The 23,414-nt window shown below is 40.4% G+C and carries 18 protein-coding genes and 4 pseudogenes; 17 read left to right on the top strand and 5 right to left on the bottom strand.

Annotated elements, in window-relative coordinates; genetic code table 11:
• The first annotated feature begins 109 nt into the window (after positions 1-109).
• Positions 110-524: pseudogene (locus tag V7K56_RS04510) on the top strand (Uma2 family endonuclease).
• Here the strand turns inward: V7K56_RS04510 and V7K56_RS04515 are convergent.
• Positions 497-598 (bottom strand): annotated as a pseudogene (locus V7K56_RS04515) (IS5/IS1182 family transposase); the annotation flags it as partial. The pseudogenes V7K56_RS04510 and V7K56_RS04515 sit on opposite strands and share 28 nt — an antisense overlap.
• A 67-nt stretch (positions 599-665) precedes the next feature.
• Here V7K56_RS04515 and V7K56_RS04520 point away from each other — a divergent pair.
• The 6 genes and pseudogenes from V7K56_RS04520 to V7K56_RS04545 all read left to right on the top strand — a co-directional run.
• Positions 666-947: pseudogene (locus tag V7K56_RS04520) on the top strand (Uma2 family endonuclease); the annotation flags it as partial.
• An 83-nt stretch (positions 948-1,030) separates the two neighbouring features.
• Positions 1,031-1,201 (top strand): hypothetical protein, encoded by a 171-nt coding sequence (locus V7K56_RS04525; RefSeq protein WP_334907995.1) that lies wholly within the window; start codon positions 1,031-1,033, stop codon positions 1,199-1,201.
• Between the two features lie 457 nt (positions 1,202-1,658).
• Positions 1,659-2,651: a hypothetical protein gene (locus V7K56_RS04530; RefSeq protein WP_334907997.1), complete on the top strand. Its 993-nt coding sequence runs from the start codon at positions 1,659-1,661 to the stop codon at positions 2,649-2,651.
• A 278-nt stretch (positions 2,652-2,929) separates the two neighbouring features.
• Positions 2,930-3,121 (top strand): hypothetical protein, encoded by a 192-nt coding sequence (locus V7K56_RS04535; protein ID WP_334907999.1) that lies wholly within the window; start codon positions 2,930-2,932, stop codon positions 3,119-3,121.
• 90 nt (positions 3,122-3,211) lie between these two features.
• Entirely contained in the window at positions 3,212-4,357 is a 1,146-nt protein-coding gene (locus V7K56_RS04540) for an AI-2E family transporter (protein WP_334908001.1), read from the top strand.
• Positions 4,358-4,407: 50 nt separating this feature from the next.
• A complete protein-coding gene (locus V7K56_RS04545) occupies positions 4,408-5,577 on the top strand; it encodes a homocysteine biosynthesis protein (protein WP_334908003.1) in 1,170 nt (389 codons plus the stop codon).
• Positions 5,578-5,679: 102 nt separating this feature from the next.
• Here V7K56_RS04545 and V7K56_RS04550 read toward each other — a convergent pair whose 3' ends face one another.
• Positions 5,680-6,708, bottom strand: coding sequence for a hypothetical protein (locus tag V7K56_RS04550; protein ID WP_334908005.1), 1,029 nt, complete (start codon positions 6,706-6,708; stop codon positions 5,680-5,682).
• Positions 6,709-7,086: 378 nt separating this feature from the next.
• Between V7K56_RS04550 and V7K56_RS04555 the strand changes: the two genes are divergently transcribed.
• Positions 7,087-7,977, top strand: coding sequence for a tetratricopeptide repeat protein (locus tag V7K56_RS04555; protein WP_334908007.1), 891 nt, complete (start codon positions 7,087-7,089; stop codon positions 7,975-7,977).
• A 139-nt stretch (positions 7,978-8,116) separates the two neighbouring features.
• Here V7K56_RS04555 and V7K56_RS04560 read toward each other — a convergent pair whose 3' ends face one another.
• The 3 genes from V7K56_RS04560 to V7K56_RS04570 all read right to left on the bottom strand — a co-directional run bounded on the left by V7K56_RS04560 (position 8,117) and on the right by V7K56_RS04570 (position 10,333).
• A complete protein-coding gene (locus V7K56_RS04560; RefSeq protein ID WP_334908009.1) occupies positions 8,117-8,737 on the bottom strand; it encodes a TMEM165/GDT1 family protein in 621 nt (206 codons plus the stop codon).
• A 309-nt stretch (positions 8,738-9,046) separates the two neighbouring features.
• Positions 9,047-9,175, bottom strand: coding sequence for a DUF29 family protein (locus tag V7K56_RS04565; RefSeq protein ID WP_334908011.1), 129 nt, complete (start codon positions 9,173-9,175; stop codon positions 9,047-9,049).
• 198 nt (positions 9,176-9,373) lie between these two features.
• Positions 9,374-10,333 carry a protochlorophyllide reductase gene (locus tag V7K56_RS04570; protein ID WP_334908013.1) on the bottom strand — a complete coding sequence of 320 codons (960 nt, stop codon included), beginning with the start codon at positions 10,331-10,333 and terminating at the stop codon, positions 9,374-9,376.
• A 425-nt stretch (positions 10,334-10,758) separates the two neighbouring features.
• Between V7K56_RS04570 and V7K56_RS04575 the strand changes: the two genes are divergently transcribed.
• The 9 genes and pseudogenes from V7K56_RS04575 to V7K56_RS04615 all read left to right on the top strand — a co-directional run.
• Entirely contained in the window at positions 10,759-12,165 is a 1,407-nt protein-coding gene (locus V7K56_RS04575; RefSeq protein WP_334908015.1) for an AAA-like domain-containing protein, read from the top strand.
• A 140-nt stretch (positions 12,166-12,305) separates the two neighbouring features.
• Complete coding sequence (locus V7K56_RS04580) at positions 12,306-13,868, top strand: AAA-like domain-containing protein (RefSeq protein WP_334908017.1); 1,563 nt, start codon at positions 12,306-12,308, stop codon at positions 13,866-13,868.
• A gap of 229 nt (positions 13,869-14,097) precedes the next feature.
• Complete coding sequence (locus V7K56_RS04585) at positions 14,098-15,927, top strand: eCIS core domain-containing protein (protein ID WP_334908019.1); 1,830 nt, start codon at positions 14,098-14,100, stop codon at positions 15,925-15,927.
• A gap of 98 nt (positions 15,928-16,025) precedes the next feature.
• A complete protein-coding gene (locus tag V7K56_RS04590) occupies positions 16,026-16,157 on the top strand; it encodes a hypothetical protein (RefSeq protein WP_334908021.1) in 132 nt (43 codons plus the stop codon).
• Between the two features lie 705 nt (positions 16,158-16,862).
• Entirely contained in the window at positions 16,863-17,108 is a 246-nt protein-coding gene (locus V7K56_RS04595; protein ID WP_334908023.1) for a hypothetical protein, read from the top strand.
• Positions 17,101-17,385 (top strand): type II toxin-antitoxin system RelE/ParE family toxin, encoded by a 285-nt coding sequence (locus V7K56_RS04600; protein WP_334908025.1) that lies wholly within the window; start codon positions 17,101-17,103, stop codon positions 17,383-17,385. Before V7K56_RS04595 ends, V7K56_RS04600 begins: the two co-directional genes overlap by 8 nt.
• 233 nt (positions 17,386-17,618) lie before the next feature.
• Positions 17,619-19,775, top strand: a complete 2,157-nt coding sequence (gene recQ / locus V7K56_RS04605; protein ID WP_334908027.1) for a DNA helicase RecQ — start codon at positions 17,619-17,621, stop codon at positions 19,773-19,775.
• Between the two features lie 101 nt (positions 19,776-19,876).
• Complete coding sequence (locus tag V7K56_RS04610; RefSeq protein WP_334908029.1) at positions 19,877-20,449, top strand: Uma2 family endonuclease; 573 nt, start codon at positions 19,877-19,879, stop codon at positions 20,447-20,449.
• A 1,147-nt stretch (positions 20,450-21,596) separates the two neighbouring features.
• Positions 21,597-22,832: pseudogene (locus V7K56_RS04615) on the top strand (glycosyltransferase family 4 protein); the annotation flags it as partial.
• Between the last annotated feature and the right edge of the window lie 582 nt (positions 22,833-23,414).

Below are 23,414 nucleotides of genomic sequence, written 5' to 3' on the forward strand. Positions count from 1 at the left end.
TTAATTTTTAGCAACTGTCAGAAACGAAGAATGCGAGGTGTAGCAAGCTTTAAGAGTAGGCGATCGCTAACGCACATAATTAAAATATTGCCCTCTATGCTATTTACTTATGACTATTGCCAGTCAACCCCAACTAACTTTAGACGAGTTTCTCAAACTGCCGGAAACCGAACCAGCATCAGATTTTATTAACGGAGAAATCATTCAAAAACCAATGCCTCAAGGCGAACATGGCCTGATTCAGACAACTTTTTGTGAAGTTATTAACGGCTTAGTAGAGAAATCAAAAAACTGCTATTGCTATTCCAGAACTGCGCTGCACCTTTAGCGGTGCATCTATCGTCCCTGATGTGTCTGTGTTTCGCTGGGATAGAATTCCTAAAACTCCATCTAGCAGAATTGTTAATCGCTTTGAAATTAATCCCGACTGGGCAATTGAGATTGTTTCCCTAGACCAAAGATTAAAAAAAGTGTTGAGTAAGTTATTGCATTGTTCATTATCCTTGGCTGTCCCCCCGACATAACCGTCTCGTCCTGGCAACAGGTCTTTGATCCTTTCCCACTGGTCATCCCTTAGAGCATAACGACGGCTTGTCATAGCGAGCAAATCCTTGTCGCTTGGTCATTTCTACTTTATCTTTCTTTACATCAACTGATGACACGCCCTAGAACACCATCCATACCCTGAAGATATTTTCTGGATTATTGAATTTTCTCAGTCCACCTTGAGCAAAGATTTAGGTGAGAAAAAAGATATCTATGCAGAAGCAGGCATTGCTGAATATTGGGTTGTCAATCTTAAAAATTCTCAGTTGCAAGTATTTCGAGACTTAAAAAATGGGCAATACACAACTGAACTGACATTAACCACAGGTACTATTGTCCCCCTAGTTTTTCCTGATGTATCCGTCCAAGTTCATCGCCTTGTAAGTTTCCCAAAAATATAATTTCTAGCACCTGTCAGAAACGAAGGATACGAGGCGTAGCAAGCTTTAAGAGTAGGCGATCGCTAACGCACCCTGAATTGTCGATGGTGCGTTACAAAGATAGCGATAGCACCCTAATGGCTAACAGCATTTCCCGCGTAGCAACTACAGCGATCGCGCTAGTTTCTGGCAATGATTACAATATCAAGTTTAGGACTTACGCACACTCTACGATTCTTGGCGTTCTTGGAAGTCTTGGCGGTTCGATAAATTAAGCTTTTTGGCGATTTTTGCGTAAGTCCTAAAGTTAATACACCAGGTTGCAAGTAAATGAGGTACAAAACGTAAAACTCACGCATCAAATATAAAGAGTTTTTACCTCCTAACTCCTGCCTCAAAACCCGTAACTTGTACCTCATGTAAAAGAAAAGTGCTGTGAATGTAATAGAAATCTATTTTATACAGTTAATTTTAGGTTGGATAAATATAAATTCCAATATTTGTGTTGTTTATTAGCTGTTTATTGCTGTATATAGTTCATTTTTATAAAGGTTTTATAAAGGTAAATAACTAGGTTTGTTTAAACAGATTTAAATAAAATTTAGACTAGAATTTACGCATACTTTATATAGAATTTATGCTTGGTTAATATTATTAGATATATATACTGTGGCGTATAAGTTAGAATTTAGCTAGACAACTAAAGTTGAAATATTATTAAGTAATAAAATAATGTTTATTTTAAAACGTGGCATTATCACCTATGCTTACGGGGCATCTTATTATGTCGAAATGGCAAAGTCATTAGCACGTTCTCTACGTCTTCATTCACCAAATGTTCCGCGTGCTATTGTTACTGACCATCAAAACGATCAAGAGTTACTCGAACTTTATGATTATGTTATAAAATTGAGAAATCAATATGGTTCTAACGTCAAACAAAAGCTTCATATCTATGATTATTCTCCATTTGAATATACACTTTGTATTGATAGTGATTGCATAGCAGTAAGGGATATTAACTTTATTTTTGATGATTTTAAAGGTAGAAGTTTTAGTGCAGCAGGTCATGTATATCTTCAAGCAGGTGATAAAGATAAGTTCATTGATGTAGATGACACACTCAAACGATTTAATCTGACAAAACTACCTAGATTTAATGGAGGTCTCTATTATTTTGAGAGAAATGATACTGCTAAGGCATTTTTTGAAACAGCGCTAGAATTTTCAAGAGATTGGAGAAAGCTAGGCATTAGTGAATTTCGCGGTGATGGCCCTAATGATGAACGTATTTTTGCCCTAGCGATGATGCTACACAATCAAAGTATGTTTGAAGATAATGGTCAGATGATGCGAACACCTATCGGTCTTCGTGGTTCTTTTAATATAGATGCCATTAAAGGTCAATCTACTTTTAAAAAATACAATCAAGTGGTGTCACCTGCTCTTGTACACTTTGCCTGCGTTTGGGGAGAGCATCCCGTATATCATCGTGAAGTATCAAAGTTAAAAAACCTAGAAAAAAGTTTAGATAACCAGATCAAGTTTAATATATTTTCTGCAATTAAATATAAGTTTGGTTATCAAATTGCTTTTTTAAGATATATAGCTAAACGTGTACCTAAAAATCCTAAATATATTCAAGTTAGAGTGAAAAAGTTTTTAATAGAATTGCCTGAGTTGATCAAAGCTAAATATAGAATTGAGCTAGTTCGGAGCAAATAAAGTTTGGTAAAACTCTGCATTTATTTGTGCTTAGTTTAAATTACTCAAAGGCTGCTTTGATTACTTTCTGTATAGTTTTAATAGTGTATAATGTGCTGTCTGTGGTTTAGGCAGCACCAGAAAGTTCATTGGCGATCACGCCTCACTTCCTTCGCTTCAAGTACTCAAAATTATATTTTTGTGAACATACAAGGATTGTATCTGTAGGTTTATTCTAGAAACTAGACGGTACAGCGCAAATTTGTGCGTATCACAAAAATTTGTATTGTCGTACTTTTATGGAAAATCAACTAGGATTAATTCTGAAACTGCTTTTACTCTCGGCTTTGTTATCAGTATTAATTAAGTATGCAGGGCCAAGTCTACCGATTCCGCCGACAGCAAGCAACGCGCTAATTATAGTATTGTTGCCGATTGTGATCGTCGCGATCGCTCTACTGTGGCGATTTCAAGCACAAAAACAAAATTAACTCAAACCATTTACGCACAAGTTCCTAAAATCAGCTAACCTAACTTAATTACAATAAAATTGCATCTCGCCAACCGTTGGGAGTTAGCCTGTGAACTTGGGTCAATGGATCGGCTTAATCGCCATAGTTCTTTGTTTGTACATCCTGTGGCAAATTCGGGAAGTGCTTTTGCTGATGTTTGCCGCAGTTGTGTTAGCCACCACCTTAAATCGGCTAGCGAAACGCTTTCAAAGTTTTGGAATAAAGCGCGGATTTGCCGTCCTCCTAGCAGTAGCTATCTTTTTCGCAGGTGTCGTGGGCTTTTTCTGGCTAATTGTGCCGCCATTTGCCCAGCAGTTTCAAGAACTAACCTATCAAGTTCCTAAAGGGTTTGGACGCTTTAATAGTTGGCTTGATGCCCTGAGAGCTCGTATTCCTGACCAGTTAATTCCTTACGTCCCAGATATCAATAGCCTCATTCAACAAGTACAGCCCTTCGTCAATCGGCTACTGGGAAACTCCTTCGCCTTTGTATCTGGCTCTTTAGAAGTCCTCCTCAAGATTTTGCTAGTGTTGGTTTTAACAGGAATGATGTTAGCCGACCCCGTGGCTTATCGCAAAGTGTTTGTACGGCTTTTCCCCTCATTTTATCGGCGGCGGGTAGATGGAATTTTAGATAAGTGTGAAGTTTCTTTGGAGGGATGGATTACAGGCGCTTTCATTGCCATCTGTGTAGTGGGAGTGATGAGTCTGATTGGCTTATCAATTTTGCATGTCAAGGCAGCGCTTGCTTTAGCGGTTTTAGCGGGATTTTTCAACTTGATTCCCAATCTGGGGCCAACGATGAGTGTAATCCCAGCAATGGCGATCGCTTTTTTGGATGAACCTTGGAAAGCGATCGCTGTCTTAATTCTCTACTTTTTCATTCAACAGGCTGAGAGTAATTTCATCACGCCCGTTGTCATGGCGCATCAAGTATCATTGCTGCCAGCCATAACCTTAATTGCCCAGCTATTTTTCGTGACTTTCTTTAGCTTTTTAGGATTATTTTTAGCGCTACCTCTAACTGTTGTTGCTAAAATTTGGTTGCAAGAAGTGTTAATTAAAGATGTTTTGGATGAATGGGGGAATAACAATAGAAAAGAGACTGAGTTTGTGATAGTTTCTGAATCTCCTAGAACAGATGATAATTGGACGGCAGAAAATCCAGATATAAATGAGAATCCCTCGATTGATGATGATATCTTGAAAAAATAATCGCGTTTCTGCCCATTCCCCACTCACCAGGAAGCGTAAGCACTGATAAGATGCGAACAATTGCAGAAATTAACGAGAAAATAAAGCGCCAACGTGCAGTGGTGTTGACAACTGAAGAATTAAAAGCACGAGTTGGAGAAATCGGTGTTACTAAAGCTGCTAAGGAAGTTGACGTAATTACCACTGGTACTTTTGAGCCGATGGAATCAAGTGGTGCAATTATCAATCTGGGACATACTGACCCCCCGATAAAAATTCGCCGTTGTTGGTTAGATGGCGTGCCAGCATACTCTGGTTTTGGGGCAGTAGATTTATATTTGGGTGCGAGTTGTGCTGTAGAGACGACAGATGGGGAAGAAGTGCGAGAACGTGGTGGCGGTCATGTAATCGAAGATTTAATTGCTGGTAAATCTATACACGTGAAAGCGCAAGGACAAGTAACAGATTGTTATCCCAGAGCAAATTTTGAAACTACAATTACCAATGAGACAATTAATCAGTTTTATTTATTTAATCCGCGCAATCTTTATCAAAATTTTATTGTTGGTGTAAATGGTGGCGATCGCCCCCTCTTCACATATCTCGGCCCTTTACAACCACGTTTGGGGAATGCTGTTTATTCTAACCCCGGTGCTATTTCCCCTTTACTCAACGACCCTGATTTGCAACTTGTTGGTATAGGTACTCGAATTTTTTTAGGCGGTGGTGTTGGCTATGTTGCCTGGGAAGGCACTCAGCACTTCCCTTTACAAAAGCGTTTAGCTAATCGTACACCGATTGGGCCTTCCGCGACGTTAGCTTTAATTGGTGATGCCAAGCAAATGGATGCTCATTGGGTGCGGGGGTGTTACTTCAAAAGTTACGGCCCCTCATTAATGTTAGGGGTTGGTGTACCACTACCTGTATTAAATGAACAAGTAATTGAACACTGTGCCGTCCAAGATCAAGACTTAGTAGCTCCAATAGTAGATTTTTCTATTCCCCGGCGGGTCCGTCCCACCTTTGGTTTGGTGAGTTACGCCCAACTCAAATCTGGGTGGATCACCATAGAGGGCAAAGCAGTACGCTCTGCCCCCTTAGCGAGTTTGTTTTTTTCTAGGCAAGTCGCCCTAGAGTTGAAAAAGTGGATCGAAGCAGGTACGTTTACCCTCACAGAAGCAGTTTCTCCAGTTCCGATGGAGCGATCTTTTTTACCCCAAGACCGTCGGACGGATTTTTGATTGGGGGAAGTGGGGGAGCGAGCAGGGGGGCAGGGGAGATATCAATTCAAAATTCAAAATTCAAAATTCAAAATTGAAGATTCAATCCCAATGCCCCATTCTCTATTCTTGAGGCGGTTTCGGTCGCTTAATGGGTTTAGGAACGGGCGTTCTTGGTATAGGTTTTGACACGACTGAGGGATCGCCGCTTGTACTTGTTTTCTTGATGGGACGAGGAGTTTCGCCAGTGCGTCTGGGGGGGAATGGTTTTCTACCACCAGCACCACCTCCACTGCCAGCACGAGGTCCACCTTTAAATGGTGGTTTGCGTTTTTTGGGCAAATCAGCGATCGCCTCGGCTTTTTCTACTACTAAAACGTCTGCTTCCCGCTTGGCTTGGAAGTCCCAGAATTTACCCACTGCTTTGGTAGTTAGTACACCCCTCAATTTCAACTTAAAATACTTGGGTTTGTCAGTTGATTTGCGTGGAGCCTGCCTAATTTTGACTACCAAGCTTTTAGCATCAAAAGATTGGTATACTACTTCACCACGAACAGAAAAACCACCATCTGCAACTTCTGATGAAGGTCTGGGGGCAGTTGTATTTAATTCAGAGTTCTCAGATAAGCCATCATCAAGTGTCTGTAACTCTTGCAACTCAAAATCCGATTCGTCCTCATCTGTTGAGTTTTTAGCGAGATTTTCTGGCTCCCAAACTCCGACGATTTGGATGTGCAAGGTATCATTTTCTTGTCTGGTACGTGGATATACTACCCACAAGTGTTCTTTTTCTAAGTCTAGATGATTCTTGACTAAGCTCATAATCCGGCCTAGAAGGACGGCATTGAGTTCTACACCATCTGGAGTCAGCAGCGTACCTTGAGTAAATTGTTCGCTACTAGCGTGATAGCGACCCCGGACTAAGCCGATCGCTCGATACTGCATCGGTTCACTGGGAGGCGGAATCGGTTGCTGGCGATTAATCAAGTTCCCATTTGAGTCAGTCTCACTGGGGTTGACAGGCAAATTGTCAACTTCTTTAGAGGACTGGGCTGCTATATGAACATTAGCGGCTGCCTCTACGTTAGTTGGGCCCTGGTTAGAGGCAGAAGAATTGGAAGATTCAGGCAACGGCATCAGGTCGGAATTCATAAAAACTCCTTGCGGCACAGACACATCCCATTGTGGGATTTTACAAAGGCAGCTGAAAAGAGCATTTGTGCGACTGATGAAAGTATATTGGCTTTTCACAAAATCACACTAGGGTACTCTATACAATCCTAAAAGCGCTAAATTTAATGTATAAACACTAAATGTCTAATTTAGCGGCTTTACACTAGTTTCGGAAGCATATCATAGCTACAATTCTGACGGCTCCTCCTAAAGTCATCACTTACTTTAGCAGCGTGGATAGTTAATTGTTATAAAATTCACAGGCAATTGGCGGTATTCCGCAAAGTTTTGGAAATTTTTAACTTTACGATTTGTGTAAATGATAATGTCATTAGAGTTCAGGAGAAAGACAAAACTGTGTCTCAACCGCGCAATCGTTGGATAGTTCAAGTCGTCTTAGCAGTGGCAATTCTTGCTTTTGTGGGTGTTTCGGTGATTCCCATAATTGGAGCATTTAATAATACGCCACCCTCAAGTCAGAATACCGCTAGCACCAGAGGTAGTTTGCCCTCCACTGACCAAAAATCAAAACTGGAAGACGAAGTACGAGGTTATGAACAGGTTTTGCAAAGGGAACCAGAAAATCAGACTGCGCTTAAGGGCCTACTACAGGCGCGACTGCAATTACTAAGTCAAAAAGATAAAAGTGAGGTTAAACCAGCTGATATCCAAGTTGTCATTGAACCTCTAGAAAAGCTAGCAAAGCTAAATCCCGAACAGTCAGAATATTCAGTGTTACTAGCTCAAGCCAAACAGCAAATTGGCGATCGCGAAGGAGCTGCTCAAGCTTATCGCTCGGTTTTGTCAACGAAACCAGGCGATTTGAATGCTTTGCGAGGAATGGTCGCTCTATTGATCAGTCAACAACGCCCCGAAGCAGCCATTGGTTTGTTGCAAGAAACCCTCTCTAATGCAGCCCAAGCAAATACAATTCAGCCTGGAAGTGTAGACACAGTCGCCGTGCAGGTGCTGTTAGGTTCTGTTCATGCTTCCCAGAAACGCTACGCTCAAGCTAGCTCTGTTTATGACCAGGCAATTAAGAAAGATCCCAAGGATTTTCGCCCTGTCGTAGCAAAAGCAATGCTCCTGAAACAACAGGGCAAAGACGCAGATGCAAAAGCTTTGTTTGATAGTGCCGTAGCTTTAGCACCTGCTCAGTATAAAGACGGAATTAAAAAGGCGGCAACGGCTTCCCCCACGCCTAATCCTGCTGTATCTCCCGCGCCTTCATTGAATACTCCTAAGTAATGGACATTGGGAATTGGGCATGGGGCATGGGGCATTGGGGATTGGGCATTGGGCACAAGAGGCAGAAGTTCTTTAATTTTGAATTTTGAATTTTGAATTGATTTCTCCCCCTGCTCCCTTACTTCCTTGCTTTTTCTCCTCACGCTCCTTCAATGGCAGCGACGACACCAAAGACTAAAAACAGGTATCCGCCAATCAGGGTGAGTTGACGCTCAGAAATGTGTCCGGCAATCATTTTGCCGCCGATAACTGCGATCGCAGCACATAAGGCATGTCCTAAAATTGCACCTATTGTCACTCCAATGGGATTATTGCTTGCTGCTAGGGCAATGGTAGCAATTTGAGTGCGATCGCCCCACTCTGCCATAAATGTCAACACAAAGGCTTTTGTAACAATTGCCAATCCAGTCTTTTGCTTTGGTAACTGCAAATCTGCTTGTTTCACCGCAGCTTGGGCCTCTTCTACAACTTCTGTATCACAAGCAGCAGCAGACATCTTACTAGCGTCATATAACAGCTTGATACCGAAGGCAATAAATAAAGCTATTTCGGCGTAATGAATATAAACTTTTGGTAACAAAGATACCGCTTGTCCAAATAGCACCGAAAGGATTGTCATTGTGGCTAAAGCAGCTGTCACACCTATAAATACCAGCCGCCGCGAGTGGTGCATTGCCAAAATTACAGCGATAAAAAATGTTTTATCGCCTAGTTCTGAAACTGTAATTAGTAATAAACCTGCGGTAAAAGCTGTTAACACTCTCTCAAGCTCCTGAAGAATCGTTTACCGATGTAAAGCTTGATGAGCGCCAAAAGACCTCACCAAGTTTACACTTTTCGGTGTGAACTTAGTGAAGGTCTCGCTTTCAAATATTGATTACTTGCCACCTGAACCAGGCTCATCGCCAGTATGTTGATTCAGATGTACTGGCTTTTATATTTTTTGCCAGCAGCTACTCCCCTTCTGTGCAACCACTATCATACATATTTCCTATGTATAAGTCAAGGTGGTAGGGAATGGAGAGGTATAACTTGAGAGTGAAACAGCACATAAAGAAAGATTCAGTGCTTACTGAGGTAAAAACTCATCATCTGTGACTTGTGCTAGCTGGTATGGACAGTTCAGAGGAAAGGATTCCATTGACAAGCCAGTTTCAGCTTTTGCTTGCTTAACTGCTTGTGCATAACATAGTCTCACGTTCTAGTATCTAAAGGTTACGATGTAATGATGTTGCGCTTTTTTATGCTTCCATAAATTAATTTAGGGGCTTGCACCAATTGCTCCAATCCAAACCTTTAATCCAAAATTATAAAAATTCTCAAATGTAGGAATTAAAAATTATTTAATTATTTTTGAATTTTGAATTTTGAATTTTGAATTGGAGCAGAGCGACGGTCATGCAAGTCCAACCAACTTGGCGCTTAGTTCCCACATGCGATCGCCTTTGTCGTCATCACGGGCTTGAGGAGAGACTTTTTGTACAAAAGACTTGCCATCTTTTTTCTGGCGATTTCCCCAACTCCAATAAACACCAGATTGATTATACTCAGGATCGGCAACCACAGCAGCAACCCGTTCTCCCGCCAATTCCTGAGACACATATCCCCCAGTGATGTACTTCTGAAATAATGGGAAGATTTTCTGAAACAGGGGATAGTGGTTTCTAAATAGCGGCGTTTCTGCAACACATCCTGGATAGAGAGAATTGAAGACGATACCGGTTGACTCGTGATAGCGCTCATGCAGTTCCCGCATAGTCAGCACGTTACAAACCTTGCTATCCTTGTAAGCTTTGACTGGTTCAAATTTCTTGCCATCAATCATTGATATTGGCTCTTTAAACCCTTCTGCAAAGCCTTGCAAATCGCCCAAGTCAGGACGTGGTGGAATCTTTCCACCCAGTTCGTCTGGATTGTGCGTGACGGTTCCTAAAATTACTAGCCTTGGCTCTAAAGATGACTTCTTCAGCTTTTCTAGCATCAGGTTGCACAATAGGAAATGACCCAGATGATTGGTGGTGACAGTTAACTCGTAGCCTTCTGGACTGCGTAACGGCTCTTTGATTAAGGGCATATAAATTGCAGCGTTGCACACCAAAGCGTCTAAAGACTTTCCAGTAGCTTGGAAGTTCTTCACAAACTGTCGAACACTTTCCAAGGAGCCAAGATCAATATGTATGCTGGTATAACTGTTGTAAGGGATTTCCACAGCTTGAGCAGCTTTTTGTGCCTTTGCTAAATCCCGACATGCCAGTACCACATACCATCCCTTGTCAGCAAGAGCTTTTGCAGCATATAAACCCACCCCCGAAGAGGCACCCGTAATTACAACCGTTGGCTTCTGATATTGTTCCATTCTATTGAGCGTGCATTAACTGTCTCTAGGATCTCATACCAGTGAGCCATGATTGCCATCAGCTTTTTCAAGCCTACATTAGCCTGAACTAACCTCGTACTCCAAATAACAGAGACTAATGTCAATCAAAAAGTATATAATTATACAAAATTAGCTTAAAAAATATAATTACAATCATATTTGCGATCTCCTAATAAAGTTTAAAATTGTATTAATGCAATCTTGAATTTTTCTGGTTTCAAGTATTTTTTCAGATGTATATTATTATTACTGGGGCAAAAATTATATAGCGTTTCCTAATCATATAAGGTAAATCATAGTCACCTTCTCGCTTAGGGGGAGGTGGTTGGGGTAGGGTTCTCATACCTTACTTAGCCGAGAACCGCTATAAGTAAATTGCCTAGCTGTTTAACAATTTATACACTGTGGACAATCTTCTACAATCTGTAAAAAAAATTCTCCAAGACAAGCCTCTCGATTCAATTCAATGGTTTGTGCTCTATCAATCGTGGTTGGGCAAAACTTACGGTGAAATGGCAGAGGTATCAGGCTACGGCAACAATTACATCAAGGAAATTGGTTCTGAGTTGTGGCAAGACCTTTCTATAGCACTTGGAAAAAGAATAACGAAAAAAAATCTGCATTTAGCTTTGAATAAACACTTGCAAGACGAGATAGGTAATCAGGAAAATCAGATCCAACAAAAGTTTAGTGAAGAATCTAGCTTAGAAATGGTTTCTCCAAACTGTTTTTCAGTAAGCAAGATAGAATTTCCTAGCGGCCCTGTAGCACTAGGTTCTCCTCTTTACATCAATCGCCCTTCCCTAGAAGAACTTGTTTGTAATGAGATTTTACACCCTGGTTGCTTAATCCGGATTAAAGCACCTAGAAAGATGGGAAAAAGTTCTCTGCTCAATCGGATGATTGCTTATGCTAGAGAGCAAGATTATCAAATTGTCTATTTGGACTTTCAAGAAGCTGACCAAGACGTTTTTGCTTCCCTGGATAAATTTTTGCGTTGGTTTTGTGTAAATGTCAGTAGGCAGTTAAATCTTCTTCCTTGTGTAGATAATTTTTGGGATATAGAAATGGGCAGCAAGGTAAGCTGCAAAATCTATTTTGAAGCTTATCTATTGCAATACATTAATGATAATCCTGTAGTTTTGGCTTTGAATGAAGTCCATCGGATTTTTGAACATCCCAATATTGCCCAAGACTTTCTGCCAATGCTGCGATTTTGGCATGAACAAGCAAAGCAAGATCAGACTTGGCAAAAACTGCGGATGGTAGTGGTTCACACAACAGAAATTTATATTCCACTTAAGCTCAACCATTCGCCTTTCAATGTCGGGATAACAATTACATTGCCACCATTTACCCTTAAGGAGGTACAGAATTTAGCATTACGTTACGGACTAGATTGGGCAGGAAACTCGGAAGGGATAAAACGCCTTGCACCTCTACAAGCAATGGTAGGAGGACATCCCTATCTAGTGAGCCTTGCATTTTATCATCTATGTCAGGGAGAAATGACGCTGGAGGTGTTATTAGAAACCGCATCTACACCAGTAGGAATTTACGGTCAGTATTTACGAGAACTGTTGACACTACTGCAAGCAGAACCAGAATTAATGTCAGCTATGAAACAGGTAATTGCAACAGCTCAAAAAGTAGAGTTAGACGCGATCGCTGCTTATAAACTAGAAAGTATGGGTTTAGTTCAACTAAACGGCAATCAAGCTAGTGCCATGTGTGAGTTATATCGTCTTTATTTTAGTCAACAGTTTGTCAAGCAAAATAGTGCTAATGCTTTTAGTGAATTTTCCAACTAGTTTTGAGGGTTCATCAGTAAGCACTAAAGTTCTTAATACGACTTTAATTACTCATCGATTTTATAGGAGTTTTCTCAACTGTCACAATACAAATTTCTTAATTGAGATATAGAAGTAATTTAAAATTAAAAATCAATTAAATGAAAAATTATCGATACCAAGTTGGTGGTACTCTCACTAGTGATGCTCCTAGCTATGTTGAGCGGAGAGCGGATGTGGAACTTTACGAAGCTTTGAAACATGGTGAATTTTGCTATATCCTAAGCTGTAGGCAAATGGGAAAATCTTCACTTATGGTAAAAACAAAGCACCGTTTGCAAAAAGAGGGCTTTAGATGTGCCACTGTTGATATGACTAATATTGGTTGTGAAAATATAACTCCAGAACAGTGGTATAAAGGAGTTGTCGGAGACTTATGTTTGAGTTTTAAACTGTTAGAAAAAGTCAATTTAAAAACCTGGTGGCAAGAACAAAGCGATCTTTCTTTGGTACAGAAAATCAGTCGGTTTATTTCGGAAGTTTTGTTAGCTCAGTTTCCTAACGAAAGACTATTTATTTTTATTGATGAAGTTGATAGTATACTTAACCTCGATTTCTCCGTTGATGATTTTTTTAGCTTGATTCGGTTTTGTTATAACCAACGAGCAATTAATCCAGAGTATCATCGGATTACATTTGCAATTTTTGGGGTTGCTACACCTTCAGATTTAATTATATATCGAAATAATACTACCCCATTTAATCTTGGTAAAACCATCCAAGTAAATGGTTTCACCTTTGAGGAAGCTCAACCACTTTCTTTGGGACTAGATATTAAAGACAATCATCCTCAGAAAGTTTTGAAAGAAGTATTAGTTTGGACAGATGGGCAACCATTTCTTACTCAAAAGCTGTGTCGGCTGCTTGTGAGTTTATCTCAAGATGATATGGGTAGAAAGCTGAAAATTCCCCCTGGCACAGAAGAATTTTGGATAGAAAATGTGGTGAGATCGCACATTATCGAAAAATGGGAATCACAAGATGAACCGGAGCATCTCAGGACTATTCGCGATCGCATTCTCAGAAACGAAAAATTTGCCGCCAGATTACTAGGAATTTATCAACAAATTCTCCAAGGAATGAAAATACCAGCCGATGATAGTCGAGAACAGGTAGAACTGTTGCTGTCTGGCTTGGTAATCAAAAAACAAGGTTTTCTCCAAATAAAAAATCGAATTTATCAAGAAGTTTTCAATTTAGAATGGGTTGGAAAAAAACTAGCTTACTTGCGCCCCTACTATGAAAACTTCAATGCATGGGTAGCCTCAGAAAAAAAAGATAAATCTCGCCTATTGCGTGGACAAGCCTTGATAGATGCTCAAACGTGGGCAAATGGTAAAAACTTGAGCAACTTAGATTATCAGTTTTTAGCTGCTAGTGAAGAATTAGATCGGCAAGAAGTACAGCAAGCATTCGAGGCTGAACGTGCTCAAGAAGTAGAAGCACGACTTCTTGAGCAACAAAAAAGGCTAGCCCAACAAAAGAAAAATGCCACAATAGTGACACTTTTGCTCGTAGGCATGACTATCAAGTTAGTGATTTCTATAATGTGGGGAGTGTCACTTTTACGAAAAATTGATGCTTTAGAATCACAGCTAAAATGTACTCAGATAGGGCATAAAGGCAAAGTAATAACTGCAAATTCTCGGTTAGGTGGATGCTGATGTGAATTTTAGATTTTAATTTTTACGTAATTAATTAAAAGTTACATTTTTTGAACAGTAATCTCTACTTTAAGGTAGATGAATACGTTTTATACCAGAAAAATAATTCTATAGAATAATACATATATATTTCTTTTAATAAAGATATTACCCAAAGTCAGTAGACCGAAAACTTAATGTCAGGTTGACTGCAAATAAATAACTTATAAAAGCAATGCACAATAAAAGATTGTCAAAGACTGCCTCATTCATCAATAGCAATTCCAAAGCAGTAGAACAAAACCCTCAATTGGCGTATAGACCGTTTGCTAGCCGAGTCCAAAAAGCATCAGTTGCACCAGTGACACAAAGTACAAAAGAAGATGTTGCCTTTGCACAACAGAAGTTTAAGGCAACAGGACTGGAATTACAAGCTAAATATGGCAAGATTACGCCAGAGGGGCAGGAACGGCTGACTGTGCTGCAAGCCAAGATGGATGGATTATTGAATTCTCGGCTGAAACACGCAAAGCGATTTAGTCATAACTTTGCCAATATTCCACTAAGAAGACCAGATACACCAATTCAGGCAAAGCTGACAATTGGGGAGCCTGGAGATAAGTATGAGCAGGAAGCTGACGAAACAGCGCGTCAGGTAGTGCAAAGAATTCATCAGCCACAGAGCGAGAAACTTCAGCGTGAGTCATTGCCTGAAGAGGAAGAAGAATTGCAAATGAAACCATCGGGCAGTATCCAGCGCGAGTCATTGCCTGATGAAGAAGAATTGCAAATGAAGCCGATGGTGCAGCGTCGGGTGTCAGACGGTGGTATGGCAGCAACACAAGATTTGGAAGCATCCATCAATCAGGCACGGGGTGGGGGACAGTCATTGGCAAAGAATATCCGTGAACCGATGGAGCAAGCATTTGGGGCTGATTTCAGTAGGGTGAAGGTTCACACTGATACTCAGAGTGACCAGTTGAATCGCTCGATACAGGCGAAAGCATTTACGACCGGGCAGGATGTGTTCTTTCGGCAGGGAGCTTATCAGCCGGGGAGTCGAGGGGGGCAGGAGTTGTTAGCGCATGAGTTGACCCATGTGGTGCAGCAAAATGGGGGGGTGGTGCAGCAAAGGCAGGTAATTCAGAGATATTCGGAAACAGAAGAGATGGGAAAGGTGTCAGAAAATCAAAAGCTAAGGGTAGAGAAAACCGGATTTAAGCTTTATGCAACACAGGATAAGCTGGATGAGGCCAACGCAATAGCCAACCCCAAGGTGGAGTTCATACCTCAAGAAGATGATCCTGTTGGAGAGAATAGAAAGCTTGTTCAACCTGAGGTAATCAGAGATAGTGATCTTGATAAGGCCGTGAACTCTTATAAGTCGGAGGGCATGGGTGGGGAGAATGAGAACAATGCGTCAGAGAAAGTGCGGACTAAGGTAGAGTCAAACTACGAGCAAAGAGTCAAGCGTCTCGCAGATGAGATAGAAGATGAATTATTAGACGACTTTGATGATAGCTCTACAAAGGTACGTAAGTTTTTAGGTGTAAAAGAAAAAAATGATCTGCCAAAAAAATTGCAAGAGATTGCAAAAGAGCAGTTTTCAAACCTGGGAATCGACCTCGAGGCAATAAATAGACGGGTAGAAGAATATATAAACAAAGATTTAACTAATATTGACCGGCCGTTAATGCCAAGTGATTGCAGGGCGATGGCAAGTTACATAGCAGGTGGGGTTGATACTGAGTCGCCAGACCACAGGGCGGCAGAAACAAAGGAAGCAGGAAAGATACTTTACTACAAGAGCCATGATAATGACAAACACGAAGCAGAATGGGATTTTCACTATGCCACGATTATCATGACAGACGGGGGCGATCATGTAACGATGGAAAACGCGGCGGCCAAAGCATCAGAGATATTTAGCAAGAAGCAATATGACCATAGCTGGATGTTCGAGATGTATGGGGAAAGCAAGGAGCAAAGCTTTGATGAAAAATACGAAAAAGAAAAGTTGGACTATGGACACGGTCGTTTTAAAGAACTTTTAAATAGCGACAAAGAGGAGGAAAGTTAATCGAAACGTCTCAAAGGAATATGGTAATGGTGGAGTTGCGATCTTGTCGCGACTGTCTTAAGCAGTCAAGTGATGGCTGATGTGAGTAGGATGAGTTAGTGCGAGCGCGCCATTATTTGCTAGTTCAACCTGACCTAAAAGTGATCGCTCATAGCATGAAGGTTGGTGAGCGTGCGATCGCCTCATATTCCAAGTACGATCGCCTATCTTATCGCGAGGTCAAACAATAAAAGGATCGCTCATGTATTGTAGGTTGATGAGCGTGCGATGACGTTAGCGAAGCGGTAGCGTTCGTGCAGCGTTTCGTAGAGAGGAACGAGCGTCAGCACTGCTGCAAGCAAAACGCCGAGCTTGTAGGTTAGCTCGAAGCATAAGACTCAACAAGCTAAAACTTAATGGTCAAATTCCTGCTAAATATTGTCTGCGAGGAAAAGGAAAAAAGGCGATCGTCCTGACCCTAGAAAATGGTGAGTATCAACGCTCTGAGTATCTAGAAGGAGAAACAATTCCTTGTCAAACTTTTCCAGACTTAACTTTAACCGTTGACCAAGTATTAGCAGCTGATGCCGAGAATGTAGTTTAGTCCGAATCACACAATTTTGTAGCAACTGTCTTGAAAGTCAAGCGTAGGCGTAGCCCGTCGTAGACATCGCATCATATATGATATTTGATGAGCGTGCGTAGGCGTAGCCCGTCGTAGACATCACCAACACAAACGCAGACCTGACCAAAGCTACCGAAGATGTGAGTTAAAATCCTGATATTTTCAATAACTACCCACACAGAACAGCCTTGAAAAAGCGATCGCTCCTCTATGAAAATTGATTTAGTGCGATAAGTTAAAATAAGTTTGACAAAGCTAAAAAAGCTATGAGGGTAAGACTTGTAAGTTTATATCTTTATAAGTTTTGTTATCAACCTAAATAATTAAGAGGATGAAGCAACTAAGTAATCTAGATAGAGTTTTAGATGCCGCGATGGAGCTGACTTTAGAGCAGCAAGAAATACTGGTACAAATTCTCAAAAACCGAATTATTGAAAGTCGGCGAGATGAAATTGCGTCAGATGCAGCAACTTCCATTGCTGAATTCCAAGCAGGTAGGCTCAAAGTCCAGACTGCTGCTGAAGCAATTCAAGAATTACGGGAATATCTCAATAACCCAAATGTAGCCGATGTATAGGTTGGTTATCACTAGCAAATTTAAAAGAGCTTTCCGAAAATTTGCTCGTCGTAATGCTGATTTGCAAGCCAGAATAGAAGAAACTATTGCTGCTATGGAGAATGACATATTTGCAGCCAACTTGGGCACTCACAAGCTAGAGGGAAAGTTATTAGGGTTGCTTTCATGTTCTTGTGGATATGATTGTCGCGTTGTTTTCTCGCTGAAAACTGATAACGAAAGTGGGGAACAAGTTGTTCTTTTGCTAGACATTGGTACTCATGACGATGTTTATTAGCTCAATACAAGTGCAATCGGATTTTGTAGCAACTATCTTGAAAGTCAAGCGTAGGCGTAGCCCGTCGTAGACATCGCATCATATATGATCTTTGATGAGCGTGCGTAGGCGTAGCCCGTCGTAGACATCGCCAACACAAACACAGACCTGACCAAAGCTGCCGATGATGTGAGTTAAAATCCTGATATCTTCAATAACTACCCACGCAGAACGGCCCCGAAAAAGCGATCGCTATGCTTCAGTATCCCCATCTCGAACAAGCGCTAAAATATCACTTCGGTTATGACCAATTCCGCCCTGGACAACGGCAAATTATTGAAGATGCGCTGCAAAATCGAGATTTAATGGTTGTGATGCCGACTGGCGGGGGAAAATCTCTATGTTTTCAGCTACCAGCATTGTTGAAAAATGGAGTAACAGTAGTGGTGTCGCCGTTAATTGCTTTGATGCAAGACCAAGTAGAAGCACTGCGAAATAATAATATTAACGCGACATTTCTTAATAGCAGTTTGAATGCTTACCAAGTGCGATCGCGGGAAGAAGCCATCCTCAGCGGTAAAGTAAAATTACTCTACGTCGCCCCGGAACGTCTCCTCAGTGAAAGGTTTCTTCCGTTTCTCGATTTAGTGAAAGAAAAAATCGGTATTTCTAGCTTTGCGATTGATGAAGCGCATTGCGTTTCGGAATGGGGACACGATTTTCGCCCAGAATATCGCCAGTTGAAATCTCTGCGGAAACGCTATCCTGATGTCCCTACCGTCGCCCTCACCGCCACAGCAACCGATCGCGTCCGTAGTGATATCATTCAACAACTAGGGCTAAAGCAACCTAGCATCCATCTTGCCAGTTTTAATCGTGAAAATCTTTATTACGAAGTTCGTCCTAAAACTAAATATGCTTACGCTGAATTATTAGAACTAATTCGAGAAACTGAAGGTTCAACAATTATTTATTGTTTAACTCGTAAAAAAGTTGATGAACTCACGTTTAAACTCCAAAATGATAAAGTTGCTGTTCTACCTTATCATGCCGGATTAACTGATGAAGAACGTAGTAGTAATCAAACGCGATTTATTCGAGATGATGTCCGGGTGATGGTGGCAACAATCGCCTTTGGAATGGGAATTAATAAACCTGATGTGCGTTTAGTAGTTCATTTCGATCTGCCCAGAAATATAGAAAGTTATTATCAAGAATCGGGTAGGGCAGGTAGAGACGGAGAACCATCTCGATGTACAATATTTTTCAGCTTTGGTGATGTTAAAACAATTGAATGGAGTATCGATCAAAAAACTGACCCTCAAGAACAGTTGATTGCTAAACAACAACTGCGGCAGATGATCAATTACGCTGAAGGTACTGATTGCCGACGAACGATTCAACTAGGTTATTTTGGAGAAAGGTTTGCGGGGTATTGTGGTAACTGTGACAATTGTCGTCATCCCAAACCCATGCAAGATTGGACAATTGAAGCCATGAAGTTTTTATCTTGTGTGGCGCGTTGTAAAGAAAGATTTGGGATGCTACACATAATTGATGTGTTGCGGGGGGCAAAAAAAGACAAAATTATCCAGTACGAACACGATAAACTTTCTACCTACGGTATTGGTAAAGATAGAACTATAGATGAATGGCGAATGTTGGGACGATCGCTTTTACATCAGGGGTTAATAGAACAAACTAGCGATGGTTACTCAGTTTTAAAACTAAATGCCTTAAGTTGGCAAGTAATGCGAAAACAACGCACAGTTTCGCTAGCTGTAACTACAGTTCAAAAGATTACCTGGGAACAAGGGAGTGAAAAAGCAGAAGTTGCAGAAATATTATTACAGAAGTTGCGATCGCTACGTAAACAATTGGCTGATGAGCAATCTGTACCACCTTACGTCATCTTTCACGATTCTACTTTAAAATTGATGGTACAAGTGCAACCCCAAACTTTAGTTGAATTTGCCAAACTTTCTGGTGTAGGTAGTCACAAACTCGCTCAATATGGCGAAAAGTTTCTTACAGAAATTCGTGCCTATCGCCAAGAAAAAGGTTTGCAAGATAAATCTGTTACTTCCGTATCATCTTCCAACTCAGCTTCTTACACCGAATTGCAGACATTACAATTACATCAACAAGGTTTAAATATTGCTCAAATTGCCCAAAAACGTAACCTGAGTCCGGCAACAGTTAGCAATCATCTAGAAAAACTAATTGAGAAAAATCAGCCAGTTGATTTAAATCAATTAGTACCTATAGAACATCAACAAAAAATTTGGCAAGTTTTAGAAGTACTCGGTGACATTTCCCTGACTCCCATCAAAGAACAACTAGGTGAAAGCTATACTTTTAATGAAATTCGTTTAGTACGGAGTAAGTGGCGGCGCGAAAATCGTAAGTGATGATTGAAGAAGAATACAGAATTACGAATTCAGAATCAATTAGTATGAATCATGAATTCTGTTTTATTAAAATACAAAAACAAGATTAAAGGAGTTAGCCAATGAGTCAGATGCTTAATACAGGAGTACGCTGGACAACTCAGGATGTGGAACTCTTTGCAGAAAATGAAGGGACGCGCTACGAGATAGTTGATGGAGAGTTATTTATGACTAGGGCACCTCACTTTAAACATCAGCAAACTTGTGGCAAGATTTTTCGACAACTTGATGTTTGGTCAGAGTCTACTGGTTTAGGAGAAGCTGTAATCAACCCCGGCATTTTGTTTTCAGAATCAGATGATGTGATTCCTGATGTAGTTTGGGCTACTAAAGAAACCTTGGCACTAACATTGGATGAAGCGGGACATTTAATCGGTGCACCAGATTTAGTAGTCGAAGTTTTGTCTGCTAGCAACGAAGACCAAAGACGAGATAAGGAAGCGAAACTTAAACTTTATTCTACCAGAGGAGTCAAAGAATATTGGATTGCTGATTGGCGATCGCGTAAACTAGAGGTCTATCGGCGCGAACAAAGTCAACTTAACTTGGTAGTAACCTTATTTAGTAATGATAATTTCATTTCTCCGTTATTGCCTGGTTTTAGCTGTACTGTAGACCAGTTTTTTTCTGTATAAATTTTAGTTGAATGGAAAAACAAATTTCAAGTAGCGGATTAACTCTCATTCTTTTCACAAAACAAAATGTGTATAATTTATTGATAAGATATCGCCTTGCACCAATAACTATGTTTTCTCCTCATCAAGGCGATATCTACAGATAATCAGTTTACATTAAGAAAAACTGGGAATTTCAAAGTTAGATTCTTGTGATTTCATAGCAGACTTTGAAGGCTCGGTGTTTTGGTTGTTTGCAGGCAGAATTATAGATAGCAGCTTAGGCAGTGCTAGACAAGCAACAGCATTTAATAGCGTCAAAAATATACCATCTATCAAACTCATGTATTAATCTTCTCCGTTTGAAAATTGGTGGTGACTATATTTATTAGTTTGAAGTAAAATCAGTAGAATTGCGTAAAAACAGAATTTAGATTTCTTTTAGAGAATATAAGCTGAATAAATATATTTTTATCCTATAGCAAGCCGATTTGATTTTTGAAAACATCTAAGTATATGTAGGGAATGTTATCGCGTAGCGTAACGGTGTTTGTCGCAGGTCAAACCTACTTATAATCCAGCTTGCCTAGAGATATTGCTGATTGTCCACACCCGGCTGTGAATAGGACAGCAAAATCTTTATCTGCGTATAACACTTGCAATTCATCGTACATTTTCATGTACATATTTCCTTTTGGGAATAATGCAAGCGCTATTTGTGCTCTTTGTTCTTGCTATTTCCCTTTGATTTTTTGAATGCAGCGCCATACCTCTACTTTTTATATCTCCATGACTTCTTGCTTTGAGATGTTTTAGGGGGTCTTACCCCCTATTCGTTAGCTGTATCTCACAGAAGTCGGGAGCTGAGTCTTTAGATAGAGAGCAAATTAAAATTGCCATATCTATGAAATTAGAGCTAGAGAGTAATGAAAAATACAATTTTTTCTATCAAAAGTATGAGATATATATATAAAAATTTCTTATATATAAAGAAACTAAATATCTGTATTTAATCTAAAAGTCTACTTCTGACAGAGGATGTAAAAATAAATTAGACATAGTAAATTAAAATCAATAATAATCAAAGTTCCTAAACAATTTAGGCAAGTGTGTTATACACGTGCATGGAACAGCCTAAAACTTTGTTAAAATCAGCACAACACAAACTATGAACTCTACTACCGAAAAACGTATCGCCTTGATTTCCGTCCACGGAGACCCAGCGATTGAAATAGGGAAAGAAGAAGCTGGGGGACAAAATGTTTATGTGCGCCACGTAGGTGAAGCACTAGCGCAACTAGGATGGCAAGTTGATATGTTTACCCGCAAAGTCAGTCTGGAGCAAGACTCGATAGTTGAACATAGCAATAATTGTCGAACTATTCGTTTAAAAGCTGGCCCCCTTGAGTTTGTGCCGCGAGATGATATTTTTGAATATTTGCCAGAATTTGTCGATAATTTCCTCAAATTTCAAGTAAAAAACGAAATTACATACGAATTGGTTCATACTAATTATTGGCTCTCTAGTTGGGTGGGGATGCAGTTAAATAAAATCCAAAAGAGTAAACAGGTTCACACCTACCACTCCTTAGGAGCAGTAAAGTATAACACTATAGAAAATATTCCTTTGATTGCTAGTCAGCGATTAGCAGTGGAAAAACAGGTGTTGGAAAATGCAGAGCGAATTGTAGCGACGAGTCCGCAAGAACAGGAACACATGCGATCGCTAGTTTCTACGAAAGGTAATATCGACGTTATTCCCTGTGGTACAGATATTCAGCGATTTGGTTCGATTGCACGAGAAGCAGCCAGGGCTGAATTGGGAATTGACAAAGAAGTCAAAGTCGTATTGTATGTAGGGCGTTTTGACCAACGCAAAGGTATAGAAACCTTGGTGCGGGCATTAAATGAGTCTGAGCTACGCGACTCCAACAATCTCCAGCTAATTATTGGTGGTGGTAGTACTCCAGGTAATAGTGACGGAATTGAGCGCGATCGCATTGAGCAAATCGTCAACGAATTGGGAATGAGCGACTTTACGATATTTGCTGGTCGTCTGAGTCAAGATGTTTTACCAACTTATTACGCTGCTGCCGATGTTTGCGTTGTTCCCAGTCACTACGAACCCTTTGGACTAGTGGCAATTGAAGCGATGGCAAGCGGTACACCAGTGGTAGCAAGTGATGTCGGCGGACTTCAATTTACTGTAGTTAGTGAAGAAACTGGTTTATTAGCTGCACCGCAAGATGTAGATGCTTTTGCTTGTGCTATTGACCGAATTCTTTTAAGTCCAGAATGGGGAGATGAATTGGGTAAAGCTGGTAGAAAGCGCGTCGAAACTAAGTTTAGTTGGGATGGTGTCGCACATCAACTGAGTGAACTTTACACCCAACTGTTGCAGCCACAACCAGTAGCGTCAACAGCAAAAGAACTAGTACACTCAACTGCCGAACTAGTGCAATCAGCAGCAAAAGAACTAGTACACTCAACCACAGAACTAGTGCAATCAACAGTAAAAAAACCAGTTTTGGTTGCTAAATAACGCTTTTGCGTAACAGATAATGGTGAGTAAGTAACTCAGATAATATTTTGGGTTTAACAAAATAGAACTCAGGAGTCAGAAGCCAAAATTTAGAATTGAATTCTGTGAAACTGGTGGATAGTGCAGCGTTAACGAGTCCGCTAGCGTCTGAATCAACAGGTTTAAGTCTCTCACGAGAGTAATTCTGAATTTTGAATACTTCTTCAACTTTGGCAGCGATCGCCTGAGCTTGAAAAACTCAATACCAAAAACAAACTGTATAAAAAACTAATTTACGTCTGATGTGAATTAGAAACACCGCTTATTCTATAAGGGTTTCTAGATTCGCTCAAAATCATAGTTTTGGGATTATAGCAATCGCCAAGGTAATTAGGACACTAGGTTCAAGACAAACTCGATTGCATCTCGTAGACAATCAAACTTGTCAAGTTGTTTGCGGATACG

The organism is Nostoc sp. (assembly GCF_036917535.1).
Lineage (GTDB): Bacteria > Cyanobacteriota > Cyanobacteriia > Cyanobacteriales > Nostocaceae > Nostoc.

Bases quoted from the DNA above. Each gene is read 5' to 3' on its own strand.
- V7K56_RS04525 (WP_334907995.1), top strand. From the start codon at position 1,031: ATGGTGCGTTACAAAGATAGCGATAGCACCCTAATGGCTAACAGCATT.
- V7K56_RS04530 (WP_334907997.1), top strand. From the start codon at position 1,659: ATGTTTATTTTAAAACGTGGCATTATCACCTATGCTTACGGGGCATCT.
- V7K56_RS04535 (WP_334907999.1), top strand. From the start codon at position 2,930: ATGGAAAATCAACTAGGATTAATTCTGAAACTGCTTTTACTCTCGGCT.
- V7K56_RS04545 (WP_334908003.1), top strand. From the start codon at position 4,408: ATGCGAACAATTGCAGAAATTAACGAGAAAATAAAGCGCCAACGTGCA.
- V7K56_RS04550 (WP_334908005.1), bottom strand. From the start codon at position 6,708: ATGAATTCCGACCTGATGCCGTTGCCTGAATCTTCCAATTCTTCTGCC.
- V7K56_RS04570 (WP_334908013.1), bottom strand. From the start codon at position 10,333: ATGGAACAATATCAGAAGCCAACGGTTGTAATTACGGGTGCCTCTTCG.
- V7K56_RS04580 (WP_334908017.1), top strand. From the start codon at position 12,306: ATGAAAAATTATCGATACCAAGTTGGTGGTACTCTCACTAGTGATGCT.
- V7K56_RS04595 (WP_334908023.1), top strand. From the start codon at position 16,863: ATGAAGCAACTAAGTAATCTAGATAGAGTTTTAGATGCCGCGATGGAG.
- V7K56_RS04600 (WP_334908025.1), top strand. From the start codon at position 17,101: ATGTATAGGTTGGTTATCACTAGCAAATTTAAAAGAGCTTTCCGAAAA.
- recQ (WP_334908027.1), top strand. From the start codon at position 17,619: ATGCTTCAGTATCCCCATCTCGAACAAGCGCTAAAATATCACTTCGGT.
- V7K56_RS04610 (WP_334908029.1), top strand. From the start codon at position 19,877: ATGAGTCAGATGCTTAATACAGGAGTACGCTGGACAACTCAGGATGTG.